Source organism: Actinomadura logoneensis (assembly GCF_003428695.1).
Lineage (GTDB): Bacteria > Actinomycetota > Actinomycetes > Streptosporangiales > Streptosporangiaceae > Spirillospora > Spirillospora logoneensis.
In genome coordinates, this window is sequence record NZ_QURH01000223.1 from 1 (window position 1) to 15524 (window position 15524).

Consider the following 15524-nt stretch of genomic DNA (forward strand, 5'->3'; position numbering starts at 1 on the left):
CGGACGAGGGCGACGCGCCGCTCGACGGCCGCCCCGCGCCGGTGGGCCGCCAGTGACCCGCCCCCCGGCCGCCCAGGGCGTCAGCGGGGGAGGCGGCGGACACGAGGAACGCCGGCGTCGGGGGCGAGGGGTTCGACAGGGGCGACGGGCTCAGTAGCGACGGCGCAGTTCCGGGTCCTCGTAGTAGCGCTCCTCGCGGACGGTGGGCGGCGGGGCGACCGGACGGCGCCGCGCGCTGGCGATGCGGACGATGCCGATGACCAGCCCGAGCAGCCCGCCGAGCATGAGGATGATGCCGACCACGCGGATGTCGACACCACTGAACTGGTAGTCGACCGCGTAGGACAGGATGGCGCCGATGATGATCAGGGCGATACTGCCGCCGATGGTCACCGCGATCTCCTTCCGTTGCCGAAGTTGCTCCCTGTCCGTTCCCCGAGGACGCGGTTGAAACAGGGAGCGCCGTTCCGGCGGGCCGGGCGAGCGCCCGGGGAGTGCGCGGGGGTGTGGCCGATCATGCTGGGTAAACGAGTCGGTCCAGACGGCCGGGACCCATAGGATGAGGGGGAATCCAGTCAACCCGTAGGAACGAGTCCGCACATGTCCGCGATCACCCGAGCCGAGGTCGCGCACCTCGCCCGGCTGTCCCGGCTGGCGCTCGGCGAGGACGAGCTCGACCATCTCGCCGCCCAGCTCGACCAGATCATCTCCGCGGTCGCGCGGGTCCAGGAGGTCGCGGCGGAGGACATCCCGCCGACCTCGCACGCGCTGCCGCTGACCAACGTCTACCGGGCCGACGAGAACCGGCCCTCGCTGACCCCGGAGCAGGCGCTCGCCGGCGCTCCGGCGGCCGAGGAGCAGCGCTTCCGGGTACCGCGGATCCTGGACGAGGAGGCGTGAGCGTGAGCGAGCTGATCGGGAAGGGCGCCGCCGAGCTCGGGGAGCTGATCGCCTCCGGCGAGACCTCCGCCGAGGAGGTCGCCGCCGCCCACCTGGACCGGATCGAGGCCGTGGACGGCCGGGTCCGCGCGTTCCTGCACGTGGACCGCGAGGGCGCGCTCGCGCAGGCGCGGGCCGTGGACGAGCGCCGCGGCGCGGGCGAGGAGCTGGGCCCGCTGGCCGGCGTCCCGGTCGCGCACAAGGACGTCTTCACCACCGCGGACATGCCGACCACCGCCGGGTCCAAGATCCTGGAGGGCTGGCGTCCGCCGTACGACGCGACCGTGACCGCGCGGCTGCGCGCCGCCGGGATGGTCATCCTCGGCAAGACCAACATGGACGAGTTCGCCATGGGGTCGTCCACCGAGAACAGCGCGTTCGGGCCGTCCCACAACCCGTGGGACCTCGACCGCATCCCCGGCGGTTCGTCCGGCGGGTCGTCGGCGGCCGTCGCGGCCTACGAGGCGCCGCTCGGCACCGGCACCGACACCGGCGGCTCGATCCGCCAGCCCGCGGCCGTGACCGGCCTGGTCGGCATGAAGCCGACCTACGGCGGCGCGTCCCGCTACGGCATGATCGCGTTCGCGTCGTCCCTGGACACCCCCGGCCCGTTCGCCCGCAGCGTGCTGGACGCCGCGCTCATGCAGGCCGCGTTCTCCGGCCACGACCCGATGGACTCCACCTCGATCGACGCGCCCGTCCCGCCGGTCGTGGACGCCGCGCGCCGCGCCGACGTCAACGGGCTGCGCGTCGGCGTCGTCAAGGAGTTCGCGGGCGAGGGCTACCAGCGCGGGGTCCTGAACCGCTTCGACGAGACCGTCGAGCTGCTGGAGTCGATGGGCGCCAAGGTCGTCGAGGTGTCGTGCCCGCACTTCACCTACGCGATGCCCGCGTACTACCTGATCGCGCCGTCGGAGTGCTCGTCCAACCTGGCCCGCTTCGACGCCATGCGGTTCGGCCTGCGCGTCGGCGACGACGGCGTCCGCAGCGCCGAGGAGGTCATGGCGCTGACCCGCGCCGAGGGCTTCGGCCCCGAGGTCAAGCGGCGCATCATGCTCGGCACCTACGCGCTGTCGTCCGGCTACTACGACGCCTACTACGGCAAGGCCCAGCAGGTCCGGACGCTGATCATGCGCGACTTCGAGGCCGCGTTCGAGCAGGTGGACGTGCTGATCTCGCCGACCACGCCGACCACCGCCTTCCCGATCGGCGAGCGCGCCGACGACCCGATGGCGATGTACCTGGCCGACCTGTGCACCATCCCGGCCAACCTGTCGGGCAACCCGGCGATCTCGATCCCGTGCGGCCTGGCCGACGAGGACGGCCTGCCGGTCGGCCTGCAGATCATGGCGCCGGTGCTGGCCGACGACCGCGTCTACCGGGTGGGCGCGGCCCTGGAGAAGGCCCTGGAAGACCGCTGGGGCGGCCCGCTGCTGGCGAAGGCCCCGAAGCTGGAGGCGGGCGAGTGAGCGTGGAGACGCCGATGAAGTACGACGAGGCGCTGGCGCGCTTCGAGCCGGTGCTGGGCATCGAGACCCACATCGAGCTGGGCACCGCGTCGAAGATGTTCTGCGGCTGCCGCACCGAGTTCGGCGCCCCGCCGAACACCCAGGTCTGCCCGGTCTGCCTCGGCCTGCCGGGGTCGCTGCCGGTGACCAACAAGGCCGCGATCGAGGGCATCATCAAGATCGGCCTGGCGCTGAACTGCGACATCGTGGAGTGGTGCCGGTTCGCCCGGAAGAACTACTTCTATCCGGACATGCCGAAGAACTACCAGATCTCCCAGTACGACGAGCCGCTGTGCGTCGACGGCCACCTCGAGGTCGAGGTCGAGGGCGACATCTACCGGATCGAGATCGAGCGCGTCCACATGGAGGAGGACACCGGCAAGTCGCTGCACGTCGGCGGCGAGACCGGCCGCATCCACGGCGCCGACCACTCCCTGGTGGACTACAACCGGGCGGGCATCCCGCTGGTCGAGATCGTCACCAAGCCGATCACCGCGACCGGCGACAAGGCCCCGCTGGTGGCCCGCGCGTACGCCACCGAGCTGCGCGACCTGGTCCGCTCCCTCGGCGTGTCGGACGTGAAGATGGAGCAGGGCTCGATGCGCTGCGACGTCAACGTGTCCCTCATGCCGCGCGGCGCGTCCGAGTGGGGCACCCGCACCGAGACCAAGAACGTGAACTCGCTGCGCTCGGTGGAGCGGGCCGTCCGGTCCGAGATCGAGCGGCAGGCGGGCGTGCTCGCCGCCGGCGGCCGGATCACCCAGGAGACCCGGCACTTCCAGGAGGCGACCGGCACCACCACCAGCGGCCGGTCCAAGGAGGAGGCGCAGGACTACCGGTACTTCCCGGAGCCCGACCTCATCCCGATGGCGCCGTCCCGCGAGTGGGTCGAGGAGCTGCGCGCCACGCTGCCCGAGCTGCCCGCCGCGCACCGCCGCCGCGTCCAGGCCGAGTGGGGCCTCACCGACCTGGAGCTGCGCGACGTCGTCAACGCCGGCGCGCTCACCCTGATCGAGGACACGATCAAGGCCGGCGCGGACGCCGGGGCCGCCCGCAAGTGGTGGATGAACGAGCTGTCCCGCCGCGCGACCGAGCAGGGCGTCGAGCTCGCCGACCTGCCGATCACGCCGGAGCAGGTCGCCCGCGTCCAGGCGATGGTGGACGCCCGGGAGCTCAACGACAAGCTCGCCCGCAAGGTCTTCGAGGGCGTCCTCGCCGGCGAGGGCGCCCCGGACGAGGTCGTCGCCGCGCGCGGCCTCAAGGTCGTGTCGGACGACGGCGCCCTGGAGGCGATCATCGACCAGGTGATCGCCGACAACGCCGACGCCGCCGACAAGGTCCGCTCCGGCAAGGTCGCCGCCGTCGGCGCCCTGGTCGGCGCCGTCATGAAGGCCAGCCGCGGCCAGGCCGACGCCGCCCGCGCCCGCGAGCTCCTCCTCAAGAAGCTCGACCAGGGCTGACCCGCCCCACCCGACGGCCGCCTGCCCCACCCGGGCCAGGCGGCCGTCGCCGTCCCCGCTCTGACCACCCCGAACGCGTGGGGTGTTTATGCTGTGCCGTGGTAGCGACCATCGCAACGACTGGGGACCCGCATGACGGCGATGCCGGACGACGATTGGCTGCGTAGCCTCCGGCCGCAGCCGAAGCGGGTAAGCGCCGAGGAGTACGAGGCGCTGCCGGAGGAGATCGCCAGGACCATCGAGGTCGTGGACGGCTATGTCGTCTTCTGCGCGGCGCCCACACCGGAGCACCAGCGGGTGGTGCGCCGCCTGACCACGCTCGTCGAGCGGTATGCCCGCGAGGCGATGGACCGGGGCCATCCGTGCGTCGAAGTGGATTTCGACATCGATCTCAGGCTCCGCGACGTGCCGTTCCTGAACCGCCGCCCGGATGTCGTCCTCTACCAGTGCCTCGACCGGGAAAGCCGGGAGGGGCTTCGGCCCCGGCACGTCCTGCTCGTCTGCGAGGTCGTCTCGCCGGGGTCGGAGACCCAGGACACGGTGGACAAGCTCGGAGAGTACGCGCGGGCCGGGATTCCGCACTACTGGATCGTGCGTACGGGAGGCACGGGCGTCTCCGTGATCGAGCGGTACCAGCTCGACCGGGCCGCCGGGCTCTACAAGCACGTGGGCACCTTCATGAAGGAGGCCGGCGGCGAGCCCAAGGTGAACGAACCGCTTCCGGTCACGATCACGTGGTCCGAGCTGGAGTACTGAGGGGCGTTCCTTTCGGGTCAGCGGAGGGGGAGGACGAGGATGCGGTCGTCGCCGGGTTTCGGGTCGCCTCGGCCGTCGTGGTTGCTGGTGGTGACCCACAGGTTGCCGTCGGGGGCGCGGACGACGGCGCGGAGGCGGCCGTAGGCGCCGTTGAAGTAGGCGATCGGCGTGCCCGGCTTGCCGTTGTTCAGCGGGACCTGCCAGAGGCGGGTGCCGCGGAGCGCGGCGGCCCAGAGCGAGCCCTTGGCGTAGGCGAGGCCGGACGGGGACGCCTCGGAGGTGGGCCAGGTGAGCAGGGGGTTGGTGTAGCGCGCGTCCTTGCCGAAGCCCTCGACCTTCGGCCAGCCGTAGTTCCGGCCCTTCTGGACGAGGTTGATCTCGTCGAATCGGTCCTGGCCGAACTCGGTGGCGTAGAGGCGGTTCGCGTCGTCCCAGGCCAGGCCCTGGACGTTGCGGTGGCCCCACGTCCAGACGGGGGAGTTGAACGGGTTGCCCGGGGCGGGCTTCCCGTCGGGCGTGACGCGCAGGATCTTGCCGCCGAGGGAGGCGCGGTCCTGGGCGAGTTCGGTGCGGTAGGTCTCGCCGGTGCCGATGTAGAGCATCCCGTCGGGGCCGAAGGCGATGCGTCCGCCGTTGTGGTTCTGGCCCTTGGGGGCGCCGGTCAGCAGCGGCTGCGGCGCGCCGAGCCTGTCGCCGTCCAGGGTGAGGCGCGCCAGGCGGTTGTCGGTCGCGGACGTGAAGTACAGGTAGACCCGGTGGTCCCGGTCGAAGGACGGCGAGACCGCCACGCCGAGCAGGCCGCCCTCGCCGGACGGCACGACGCCCGGGACGCGGCCGAGGTCGGTGCGCCTGCCGTCCGGGGTGACGCGGAGCAGGTGGGCGGTGTCGCGCTCGGTCACCAGCGCGTCCCGGTTCGGCAGGAACGCGATGGCCCAGGGGACCGACAGCCCGGTCACCAGGTCGCGGGGCGTGCCGGGCACGGCCGTCCCGGGCGGCGGGGAGTCGGGGGCGGGGGAGACGGGCGGCGGGGTCTGCGCGGTGCGGGTGGGGTCGATGGAACCGCACCCGCCGAGCAGGACGGTCCCGAGGACGGCGGCGAGCAGCCGCGTGCCCGCCCCGGACGTGCCGATGGTGCGCATAGGTTCATTCAATCCCCGGCCCGGCCGCGCTCCAACCACCCCCGCCCGACGGCCCCGCGGACCTCGCCCGGCGCGATCTCCGGCGTGTCGTGCGAAGAGGGGCCGATCTGGGGGAACACGCGGCGGGACGGGCGCCGGGGCTCGGGTTTGTCGCCGGGAGGACGCCCAGCCTCAATCGCTCCGTGACCTACGGAACGTACATTGAGCATCACGGTGATCCCGCCATGCAGCAACGTCGCTGTCCCACCGCCGGCGCAGCCGGACGCCCGCCGCCGCCCCCACGGCCACCGCGCGTGGGGCACGAACCACCCGGCATCGGGCGTTGACCCTGCGACCGGCGGGTGACCGGGGGGACGAGACGCATCGGGTGCGCGCCAGAGCGCGCCGGGGACCGGCAGGTCCCGACGGGCAGGGAGGGACACGGCGCGATGAGCGGCGAGAGGGCCAGACGGCTGCCGCCCTGGGCGGTACCGGTCGGCATGGTCGCGGTCATCGGCGTGCTCTACGCCGTGGGCTCCCTGCTCGGCTGGGGCGGCCCGGCCTACCTCGGCTGGGCCGAGACGGCCGCCGCTGCCGCCGCCGCGACCTGCCTGCTGCCGCCGGCGCTGCGCCGCGTCCGTCCCGTCCCGGCGACCGCCGGCGTGCCCGCGGACGACGAGCCCCCCGACGTGCCCGAGCCGCCCGACGTACCCGAGCAGGTCCCCGCGCGGGCGTCCTGGCGCTGGTTCGGGCTCGCCGCGGCGTCCTGGGGGATCGGCGCGCTCACCCGCACCCTGTCGGCGATGCTGCACGGCGGGGGGACGCTCGCCCTCTCGATCACGGACCCGTTCTACCTGGTGGCGATGTTCGCGCTGGTCACGGGCCTGGTCCTGCCGATCAGGCCGCCGCGCGCGCCGCGGCTGTGGGCGCGGTACGCCGCCGACACCTACGTCTGCGTCGCCGGGCTGTTCGTGCTCGGCTGGGTGGCGCTGTTCGGGACGCTGTTCCACCGGTCCGGCGAGTCGCCGGGCGAGTTCCTCCTCGAACTGCTGTATCCGCTGGTCGGAACGGTCCTGGTGTGCGGTTCGCTGCCGTTCGTGCTGGGCACGGGACGCGGCCACCGGCGGCCCGCGTGGCTCGCCTACGGCGCGCTGACGGCGTTCGCGGCGGCGGACGTCGTGACCACGGTCGTCCGGCTGCGGGGCGGCGCGCCCGCCGACGACCCCGCCGACATCCTCCGGCTGGCCGGACTGCTGCTGCTCGTCCTGGTGCCGTGGCTGCCGGGCGACGCCGCGGGCGCGGCCCCGGCGGCCCGTCCCCGGCGCGGCCGGATGATCGGCCCGGGTCTCGCCACCGCCGCCGTCGCCGCCCTCGCCGCGCTGTTCGTCACCGGCCACTCGCTGACCGGACGGTCCGGGATCGACCCGGTCGTGCCGATCGTCGCGGGGACGGCCACGCTCGTCCTGCTCGCCCGGCTGGCCGAGCTGCTGCGCGAGAACGACGCGCTGCGCCGTGCCGTCGAGACCGGCGAGGACCACTTCCGCGCGCTGTCGGAGAGCATCAACGACGCCGTGCTGATCTGCGACCTGGACGCGGTCGTCCAGTACGCCAGCGCGGGCGCGCTGCGCACCTACCGCTACGACGCGGCCGAGCTGCTCGGCCGTCCGCTCGGCGAGATCATCCACCCGGAGGACCTGCCGCGCGTCCGCGAGGTGTTCGCCTCCTTCCTCGCCGGGGACGGCGACGCCCGGGCGGCCATGCTCCGCGACCCCGCGTCGGACCTGCTGCCGGACGTCGAGCTGGAGGACGACCTCGACGACGGTCCGCCGCCGCTGCTGGCCGGGCGGTTCCCCGGCCGGTCGCTGCGGGTGGCGTGCCGGGTCCGGGCCGCGGACGGCACATGGCTGCCGACCGAGTCGACGGTGTCGCGGTACAGCGGCGGGGGCGGCGCGCCCGGACGGCTGCTGGTCACCACCCGCGACCTGTCCGAGCAGGCGGCGCTGCAGCGCCAGGTGGCGCACCTGACCTTCCACGACGGCCTGACCGGCCTGCCGAACCGCGCGTACTTCGAGGAGCGCACCCGCGAGGTGCTGTCCCGGCTGGAGCATCCGGCCGCGCGGCGCGCCGAGGACGGCGAGCCGGGCGGCCAGGGCACGGTCGCGGTCGTCTTCGTGGACCTGGACGGCTTCACCGACATCAACGACTCGGCCGGGCACGCGGCGGGCGACCAGGTCCTCGCGCAGGCGGCGCGGCGGCTGCGCGGCACCGTCCAGGCCGACGACACGGTGGCGCGCTGGGGCGGCGACGAGTTCGCCGTGATGCTGCAGCTCCCGGGCAGCGACTCGCAGGCGGCGGTCGAGCTCGCCGAGCGGCTGCTGCGCGTCCTGTCCACCGAGCCGTACCGGGTCGGCAGCAAGAACATCGCGCTCACCGCGAGCGTGGGCATCGCGTTCATCGGCGACTCCGACCCCCTGGAGGGGCCGGACGGCCGGTCCGGGGCGCGCCGGGACGCCGAGCCGGGCGGTCCCGCGGCGGCGCGGCGCAGCGCGGCCGACCTGATCCGCAACGGCGACCTGGCGATGGCGCGGGCCAAGGAGCTCGGCGGCGGACGCGTCGAGGTGTTCGCGCCGCACATGCACGTGGACGTGGTCCGCCGGCTCGAACTCGGCAGCGACCTGCAGCGGGCGCTCGCCGAGGAGGAGTTCGCGGTCGAGTTCCAGCCGGTCGTGGAGCTCGGCACGTCCCGGGTGACCGGCGTGGAGGCGCTCGTCCGCTGGTGGCGGGGGAGCGAGCCGGTGCCGCCGGAGGAGTTCATCGGCCCGGCCGAGGAGTCCGGCCTGATGATCCCGCTCGGCGACTGGGTGCTGCACGAGGCGTGCCGGGAGGTGGCGCGCTGGCGCGCGGACTCCTGGGACATCGGCCTGTCGGTGAACTTCACCGCCCGGCAGATCGCCGCGCCGCGGTTCGTGGAGTCGGTCGCGGCGGCGCTGGAGCAGACCGGCCTGCCGCCGCACGCGCTGACCCTGGAGGTCCGCGAGGAGGTGCTCGTCGAGGACGGCGGGCACAACGTGGAGCGGCTGTCGCGGCTGCGCGACCTGGGCGTCCGGCTCGCGATCGACGACTTCGGCACCGGCTACGCGTCCCTGGCCTACCTGGGGCAGCTCCCGGTGGACATCATCAAGATCGACCCGTCGTTCGTGGCGGGGCTCGGCCGGGACGAGACGCTCACCCTGCTCACCCGGACGATCGTCCGGCTGGGCAGTGATCTCGGTCTCACGGTGGTCGCCGAGGGGATCGAGCGGCCCGAGCAGCTCGAGCTGCTGCGCGAGATGGACTGCCCGCGCGGCCAGGGCTTCCTGGTGGCGCGTCCGATGGCCGCCGGACGCGTCGAATCGCTCGTCCGCACCAACCTGCGGGGCACTCCGGGCTCGATCGGCCTGCCGCTGGAAGGGTCCGCGCTGACCACCTGACGGCCCTGTGCTGACCACCTGACGGCCCTGTGCTGACCACCTGACGGCCCTGTGCTGACCACCTGACGGCCCCGTGCTGACCACCTGACGGCCCCGTGCCGTCCCCGGACGTCCCCCTCGCCCCTCTCTTCCCCCGTGCCGTCCCCGGACGTCCCCCTCGCCCCTCTCTTCCGGCGACCCGCCGAGGTTCCTCGGGGTCCCCGGCATTTCTCCCGCATCTCATATGCTGAGATAAAGTGTCCAAGGATTTGACCGGGGAGTGGAACGTCGGCCAAAGTGGTCACCGTGCAGAGCTTCTCCATCATTCTCGTAGTACTTGGTCGGCGCGCAGGCTGATCAAGCACTCCCACCTGCGCGCTTCCCTCGACCGCCATCCGGGCGGGCGGGGGTTTTTTGTTGGCCGAGTGCACCCGAAGCGCACCCGCGCCCCCTGGACGCGGGCCTGTCCCCAAGGAATCGGAACCATGACGACCGAACAGATGACGGGAGCCCAGGCGCTGGTCCGCGCCCTGGAGAACGTCGGCGTCGACACCGTGTTCGGCATCCCGGGCGGCGCGATCCTCCCGGCCTACGACCCGCTCTTCGACTCCCGCAAGATCCGGCACATCCTGGTCCGGCACGAGCAGGGGGCGGGGCACGCGGCGCAGGGCTACGCGGCGGTGACCGGGAAGGTCGGGGTGTGCATGGCCACCAGCGGCCCCGGCGCGACGAACCTGGTGACGCCCATCTCCGACGCCTACATGGACTCGACCCCGATGGTGGCGATCACCGGTCAGGTGGCCACCTCGCTGATCGGGACCGACGGCTTCCAGGAGGCCGACATCTCCGGCATCACGATGCCGATCACCAAGCACAACTTCCTGGTCACCAACGCCGAGGACATCGCCCGGACGATCGTCGAGGCGTTCCACATCGCCTCCACCGGACGCCCCGGACCCGTCCTGGTCGACATCGCCAAGGACGCCCTCCAGGCCACCTTCGGGTTCGAGTGGCCCGTCCAGATGCGGCTCCCCGGGTACCGGCCGGTCACCCGACCGCACTCCAAGCAGGTCCGCGAGGCGGCCCGGCTGATCGTCGAGGCGGAGCGGCCCGTCCTGTACGTGGGCGGCGGCGTGCTGAAGGCGAACGCGGCGGCCGAGCTGAAGGTGCTCGCCGAGCTGACCGGCGCGCCGGTCGTCACCACCCTGATGGCCAAGGGCGCGCTGCCCGACAGCCACCCGCTGCACATGGGTATGCCGGGCATGCACGGCAGCGTCGGCGCGGTCGGCGCGCTGCAGCGCTCGGACCTGCTCGTCGCGCTGGGCGCCCGGTTCGACGACCGGGTCACCGGCAAGCTGGACGGCTTCGCGCCGGGCGCGAAGGTCGTGCACGCCGACATCGACCCGGCCGAGATCTCCAAGAACCGGCACGCGGACGTCCCGATCGTCGGCGACGCCCGCGAGGTGATCGCGGACCTGGTGGTCGCGGTCCAGGCCGAGCACGACGCCGGCCGCCGCGGCGACTACTCCACCTGGTGGCGGCAGCTCGAGGCGTGGCGCCGGACCTACCCGCTCGGCTACGACCTCCCCGAGGATGGCGGCCTGTCGCCGCAGTTCGTCATCGAGCGGATCGGGCAGCTGGCCGGGCCGGACGCCTACTACGTCGCGGGCGTCGGCCAGCACCAGATGTGGGCCGCGCAGTTCATCAAGTACGAGCGGCCGGGCGCGTTCCTGAACTCGGGCGGCGCGGGCACGATGGGCTTCTCCGTCCCGGCGGCCATGGGCGCCAAGGTCGGCCGGCCCGACTCGGCGGTCTGGTCGATCGACGGCGACGGCTGCTTCCAGATGACCAACCAGGAGCTGGCGACCTGCGCGATCGAGGGCATCCCGATCAAGGTCGCGGTCATCAACAACGGCAACCTCGGCATGGTCCGGCAGTGGCAGACGCTCTTCTACGACGGCCGCTACAGCAACACGAACCTGCACTCCAAGCGCATCCCCGACTTCGTCAAGCTCGCCGAGGCGTACGGTTGCATCGGGCTGCGCTGCGAGCGCCCCGAGGACGTGGACGCCGTGATCGCCAAGGCCATGGAGATCAACGACGTCCCGGTCGTCATCGACTTCGTCGTCCACCAGGACGCCATGGTCTGGCCGATGGTCGCCGCCGGGACCGCCAACGACGACATCAAGATCGCCCGGGACATGGCTCCCGACTGGGAGAACGGAGACTGACCCCGATGAGCCAACACACCCTCTCGGTGCTGGTGGAGAACACGCCCGGCATCCTCGCGCGGGTCGCGGCCCTGTTCTCCCGGCGCGGCTTCAACATCGAGTCGCTCGCGGTCGGCACGACCGAGCACCCCGAGATCTCCCGCATGACGATCGTGGTGAACGTCGAGAGCCTGCCGCTCGAGCAGGTCACCAAGCAGCTGAACAAGCTGGTCAACGTGCTCAAGATCGTCGAGCTGGACCCGGCCCAGTCGGTCCAGCGCGAGCTGGTCCTGGTCAAGGTCCGCGCCGACGCCGAGACCCGCTCGCAGGTCCTGGAGACGGTGTCGCTGTTCCGTGCCAAGGTGGTGGACGTCGCGCCCGACGCGGTCACCATCGAGGCCACCGGCAACCGCGACAAGCTGGACGCGTTCATCCGCGTCCTGGAGCCGTTCGGCATCAAGGAACTCGTCCAGTCCGGCATGGTGGCCGTCGGCCGCGGCGCGCGGTCCATCACCGACCGCTCGCTGCGCGCCATCGAGCGCTCCGCCTGACGTCCCACCCGCACGACCTGTCCGGAACCGCCCGGCTCCGTCCGGCCAGGGCAAACCGCTCCGCAACGAAAGGCACATAGAAGTGGCTGAGATGTTCTACGACGACGCCGCCGACCTGAGCGTCCTGCAGAACCGGCACGTCGCCATCATCGGCTACGGCAGCCAGGGCCACGCGCACGCGCTGTCGCTGCGCGACTCCGGCGTCGACGTCCGCGTCGGCCTGCGCGAGGGCTCGGCGAGCCGGGAGAAGGCCGAGGCCGAGGGCCTGCGCGTGCTCACCCCGCGCGAGGCGGCCGAGGAGGCCGACCTGATCATGCTGCTCGCGCCCGACCACCACCACCGCGAGATCTTCGAGAACGACATCCGGCCCGCGCTGGTCGAGGGCGACGCGCTGTTCTTCGGCCACGGCTTCTCCATCCGCTACGGCCTGGTCCAGCCGCCGGAGGGCGTGGACGTCGCCATGGTCGCGCCGAAGGGCCCGGGCCACCTGGTCCGCCGCCAGTTCACCGCCGGACGCGGCGTCCCGGTGATCGTCGCGGTCGAGAAGGACGCCTCGGGCAACGCCTGGGACCTCGCGCTCGCCTACGCCAAGGGCATCGGCGGGCTGCGCGCGGGCGGCATCAAGACGACCTTCACCGAGGAGACCGAGACCGACCTGTTCGGTGAGCAGGCCGTGCTCTGCGGCGGCGCGTCCGAGCTGGTCAAGACCGGCTTCGAGGTGCTGACCGAGGCGGGCTACCAGCCCGAGGTCGCCTACTTCGAGGTGCTGCACGAGCTCAAGCTGATCGTCGACCTCATGTACGAGGGCGGCATCTCCAAGATGTACTGGTCGGTGTCCGACAACGCCGAGTACGGCGGCCTCACCCGCGGCCCGCGCGTGATCACGCCGGAGACCAAGAAGGCCATGCAGGCCATCCTCGGCGAGATCCAGTCCGGCGAGTACGCCAAGGAGCTCATCGAGGAGTTCGAGTCGGGCCAGGCGAAGTTCGCCGAGTACCGCAAGAACCTCGCCGCGCACCCCATCGAGGAGACCGGCGCGAAGCTGCGTCCGATGATGAGCTGGCTGAACGACTGACGTCGTCGCGGTTCGGAAGGCGGGCGCCCTGGCGCCCGCCTTTCCGTTTTCCTTCGTTTTTCGGGGTCAACGCGCGAGGCGGCGGCGGATCCGGGTACGCAGCGGCATCGGACGCGTCGCCGCGCCGACGAGCAGCGTCAGATGGCCTCCGCTCCCGGTCAGGTGCAGGCGCGCCTCAAGATCCTGCGCGGGTGCGGCCTGTGAAGGGACGGCCTGTGAAGGGGCGGCCTGGGCGGTAGCGGTCTGGGCCTCCTGCGCGGGGACGGCGCGGGCCAGCTCCAACGGGATGGCGCGGGGCGTCTCGTCCAGCTTGAACGCGGGCCCCCGGACGCCGCCGAACCGTGCTTCCCGGGTGACCCCGAGCGCGGACGCCGCGACGTGGACGTCCCAGCGTCCGGGCCCGAGGACGGCCGGGTCGGCGACCGCGCTGAACGCCTCGCCGCCGCCGTCGCCGGTGGGTTCGGCGGCGATCCGGTGCTCGGCGCCCGCGTCGCGGTCGCGCAGCAGCACCTCCACGGTCGTGCGGCGCGTCTCGACGCGTTCGACGGCCGCGCGGCCGACCAGGCGGAGCCGGCCGTTCTTCCAGCTCGCCGCGTCCAGCCGGTGATCGACGCCGACCTCGGCGGTGATGTCGGCGTCCTGGCGGGGGACGCCGCGCAGGTAGGGGTAGACGGCGTAGACGCGCCCGCCGACCACGACCGCGCCGCCGGCGACGCCCGCCGCCTCGTCCCGGATCAGCCGCTCCAGCTCGTCGCGCAGCCCGCGCTGGATGCAGAAGGCGCGCAGCCGGTAGGCGGAGGGCAGGGCGGCCCGGGTCTCCTCGCTCGGGCCGGACTCGCCGAGGAACCGCCGGGTCTCGTCGAGGAGCCGGTCCTGCTCCGCCCGGTCCAGTTCCAGGAAGCGCCGGTCGTACCCGCGCAGGACGTCGTGCAGAACGCTGATCGTGCAGTCCGGGGTCACGGGCTCTCCAGATCGGTTCGGGTACCACGGTCACGGTAAAGGCCCGGGACGCTGCGTACCGTGAAATCGTCACAGCGTGTCGCCGTCGGCACGGTGTTCCCCCTGGTGAGGGCCGGTCTGATGCGGATTTCGGGCGCTCGGCGGTCGGCGTGGCGGCCGACCGGAAGCGCGGCGGCGAGGGGTCGGCCGGGCCGTGGCGGGGGCCGTCCGGCGCGCGGTTCGCCCGGCCACGGTGGGGCTGCGAGGTCGTTGGACGGGTCGTCCGATACGGCTCCGCCAGTACGGCGCGTAAAGATTCCCGCGACCGTATGGCGAGGGAAATCTACCTTTTTGGAGTTCTCTGTCGGATACTGAAAGCGAGCCGCGACGGCCGCGGCGGTTCGGCGCACCGGCCCGAACCTGCGATGGTGGCCGCGCCCCGAGCGGCAGTGGGGCGAGAGTGATGAACGGCGCTTTCGCGGACCGGCCCCGGGGGTGCGGCCGGGACGCTCTGACGGTGAACAACTGCCGCCGACGCGGCGGGCGAGAAGGTAATTCTCTGCAATTCCTTGTGGTCCGTCCGGAACCGTCCTCGGCGGGGGTGTGAGGTGGGCCCGGCCGCGCGGGGAGACCCCCGGCACTGGGACACGTGCGGGCAGGCGTGGATCGGGCTGCTGCGGCACGTCTGGCGGGCCGGCGAGGCGGGCATGGAGGACGGCGGGCCGATCATCGAGGGCCCGCCCGTCCTGTTCGAGATCGCCTCGCTCGGCTGGAACGACCCCGTCCTGCTCCGGTACGGCGACCGCGCCCGGATCGCGCACTGGTCGCGCGCCTCGCGCGAGTGCGCCGAGGACGCGGGCGGGTTCGGCGGCCGGCTGCGCGACCGGCACGGGGTGGACCAGCTCCGCTGGGCCGCCGGGCTGCTGCGCGCCCGTCCGTGGACGACCAGCGCGTGGGTCTCGCTGACCGACCCGGGGGAGCCCGCCGACTCCGTGCCGTGCCTGGTGGCGCTCGCGTTCCGGCTACGCGGCTACCGGCTGGTCATGACGGCCATGTTCCGCTCCCAGAACGTGTACCGGGCGTACCTGTCGTACGTGCCGCTGCGCGAGGTGCAGTTGGAGGTCGCCGACAGGCTGGGCCTCCCGGCGGGGCCGATGCGGGTCTTCGTGGACGTCCCGCACGTCGCCGTCGAGGACGCCGAGCGCGTCGCGTCCATCCTCGCCGCCCAGCCCGAAGCGGCCTGACGCGTAACGTCCGCCGGCCGCGCGGGCCTGAACGGGCGCCGCGCGGGCGACGCCGGGCTGTGATCGCGCGGGCGACATCGGTTGTGATCAAGCTCACCGGTGTCGCTCCGAGGGTATTTCCTACTTTTCCAGTAGGTTAAGCCTCCAACCCCCTTCTCGCAAAGGAGTTGCGAATGCGCAGCAGCGCGCGCGCCGCGATCGCGGCGGCCGGTGCCGTCGGCGTCCTGCTCGCCGGGCAGGCCGCCGTGCAGGCGGCCCCGCCGTCCGCCGGGCCG

12 protein-coding genes are annotated in these 15524 nt (G+C 72.8%); 9 read left to right on the top strand and 3 right to left on the bottom strand.

What is annotated here, in order from left to right; translation table 11 throughout:
• Positions 1-150: 150 nt before the first annotated feature.
• Positions 151-393, bottom strand: a complete 243-nt coding sequence (locus DZF91_RS12660) for a DUF6458 family protein (RefSeq protein WP_117357672.1) — start codon at positions 391-393, stop codon at positions 151-153.
• A 207-nt stretch (positions 394-600) separates the two neighbouring features.
• Between DZF91_RS12660 and gatC the strand changes: the two genes are divergently transcribed.
• The 4 genes from gatC to DZF91_RS12680 all read left to right on the top strand — a co-directional run bounded on the left by gatC (position 601) and on the right by DZF91_RS12680 (position 4663).
• Positions 601-900 carry an Asp-tRNA(Asn)/Glu-tRNA(Gln) amidotransferase subunit GatC gene (gene gatC, locus DZF91_RS12665; protein ID WP_117357673.1) on the top strand — a complete coding sequence of 100 codons (300 nt, stop codon included), beginning with the start codon at positions 601-603 and terminating at the stop codon, positions 898-900.
• Entirely contained in the window at positions 897-2408 is a 1512-nt protein-coding gene (gene gatA, locus DZF91_RS12670; RefSeq protein WP_407920908.1) for an Asp-tRNA(Asn)/Glu-tRNA(Gln) amidotransferase subunit GatA, read from the top strand. The genes gatC and gatA overlap by 4 nt, the downstream gene beginning before the upstream one ends.
• Before the next feature lie 14 nt (positions 2409-2422).
• On the top strand, positions 2423-3907 hold the full coding sequence (gatB, locus tag DZF91_RS12675) for an Asp-tRNA(Asn)/Glu-tRNA(Gln) amidotransferase subunit GatB (RefSeq protein ID WP_117357683.1): 1485 nt from the start codon (positions 2423-2425) through the stop codon (positions 3905-3907).
• A gap of 141 nt (positions 3908-4048) precedes the next feature.
• Positions 4049-4663, top strand: coding sequence for a Uma2 family endonuclease (locus tag DZF91_RS12680; RefSeq protein ID WP_199486596.1), 615 nt, complete (start codon positions 4049-4051; stop codon positions 4661-4663).
• 17 nt (positions 4664-4680) lie between these two features.
• On the opposite strand, the gene DZF91_RS12685 is transcribed toward DZF91_RS12680, so the two are convergent.
• A complete protein-coding gene (locus DZF91_RS12685; RefSeq protein WP_117357676.1) occupies positions 4681-5802 on the bottom strand; it encodes a PQQ-dependent sugar dehydrogenase in 1122 nt (373 codons plus the stop codon).
• A gap of 428 nt (positions 5803-6230) precedes the next feature.
• Between DZF91_RS12685 and DZF91_RS12695 the strand changes: the two genes are divergently transcribed.
• From DZF91_RS12695 to ilvC, 4 genes are all read left to right on the top strand, one after another.
• Positions 6231-9251 carry a putative bifunctional diguanylate cyclase/phosphodiesterase gene (locus tag DZF91_RS12695; RefSeq protein WP_117357678.1) on the top strand — a complete coding sequence of 1007 codons (3021 nt, stop codon included), beginning with the start codon at positions 6231-6233 and terminating at the stop codon, positions 9249-9251.
• Positions 9252-9715: 464 nt separating this feature from the next.
• Positions 9716-11461 (top strand): acetolactate synthase large subunit, encoded by a 1746-nt coding sequence (locus DZF91_RS12700; protein ID WP_117357679.1) that lies wholly within the window; start codon positions 9716-9718, stop codon positions 11459-11461.
• Positions 11462-11466: 5 nt separating this feature from the next.
• Positions 11467-11991: an acetolactate synthase small subunit gene (ilvN, locus tag DZF91_RS12705; RefSeq protein WP_117357680.1), complete on the top strand. Its 525-nt coding sequence runs from the start codon at positions 11467-11469 to the stop codon at positions 11989-11991.
• 91 nt (positions 11992-12082) lie between these two features.
• Complete coding sequence (gene ilvC, locus DZF91_RS12710; protein WP_117357681.1) at positions 12083-13066, top strand: ketol-acid reductoisomerase; 984 nt, start codon at positions 12083-12085, stop codon at positions 13064-13066.
• A 66-nt stretch (positions 13067-13132) separates the two neighbouring features.
• Here ilvC and DZF91_RS12715 read toward each other — a convergent pair whose 3' ends face one another.
• Complete coding sequence (locus tag DZF91_RS12715) at positions 13133-14026, bottom strand: hypothetical protein (RefSeq protein ID WP_117357682.1); 894 nt, start codon at positions 14024-14026, stop codon at positions 13133-13135.
• Positions 14027-14613: 587 nt separating this feature from the next.
• Between DZF91_RS12715 and DZF91_RS12720 the strand changes: the two genes are divergently transcribed.
• Complete coding sequence (locus tag DZF91_RS12720; RefSeq protein WP_235834242.1) at positions 14614-15249, top strand: thymidylate synthase family protein; 636 nt, start codon at positions 14614-14616, stop codon at positions 15247-15249.
• The last annotated feature ends 275 nt before the right edge of the window (positions 15250-15524 follow it).

Coding starts and splice junctions, on each gene's coding strand:
- ilvC (WP_117357681.1), top strand. CDS start 12,083: ATGTTCTACGACGACGCCGCCGACCTGAGCGTCCTGCAGAACCGGCAC.
- DZF91_RS12700 (WP_117357679.1), top strand. CDS start 9,716: ATGACGACCGAACAGATGACGGGAGCCCAGGCGCTGGTCCGCGCCCTG.
- DZF91_RS12695 (WP_117357678.1), top strand. CDS start 6,231: ATGAGCGGCGAGAGGGCCAGACGGCTGCCGCCCTGGGCGGTACCGGTC.
- gatC (WP_117357673.1), top strand. CDS start 601: ATGTCCGCGATCACCCGAGCCGAGGTCGCGCACCTCGCCCGGCTGTCC.
- ilvN (WP_117357680.1), top strand. CDS start 11,467: ATGAGCCAACACACCCTCTCGGTGCTGGTGGAGAACACGCCCGGCATC.
- DZF91_RS12685 (WP_117357676.1), bottom strand. CDS start 5,802: ATGCGCACCATCGGCACGTCCGGGGCGGGCACGCGGCTGCTCGCCGCC.
- gatB (WP_117357683.1), top strand. CDS start 2,423: ATGAAGTACGACGAGGCGCTGGCGCGCTTCGAGCCGGTGCTGGGCATC.
- DZF91_RS12680 (WP_199486596.1), top strand. CDS start 4,049: ATGCCGGACGACGATTGGCTGCGTAGCCTCCGGCCGCAGCCGAAGCGG.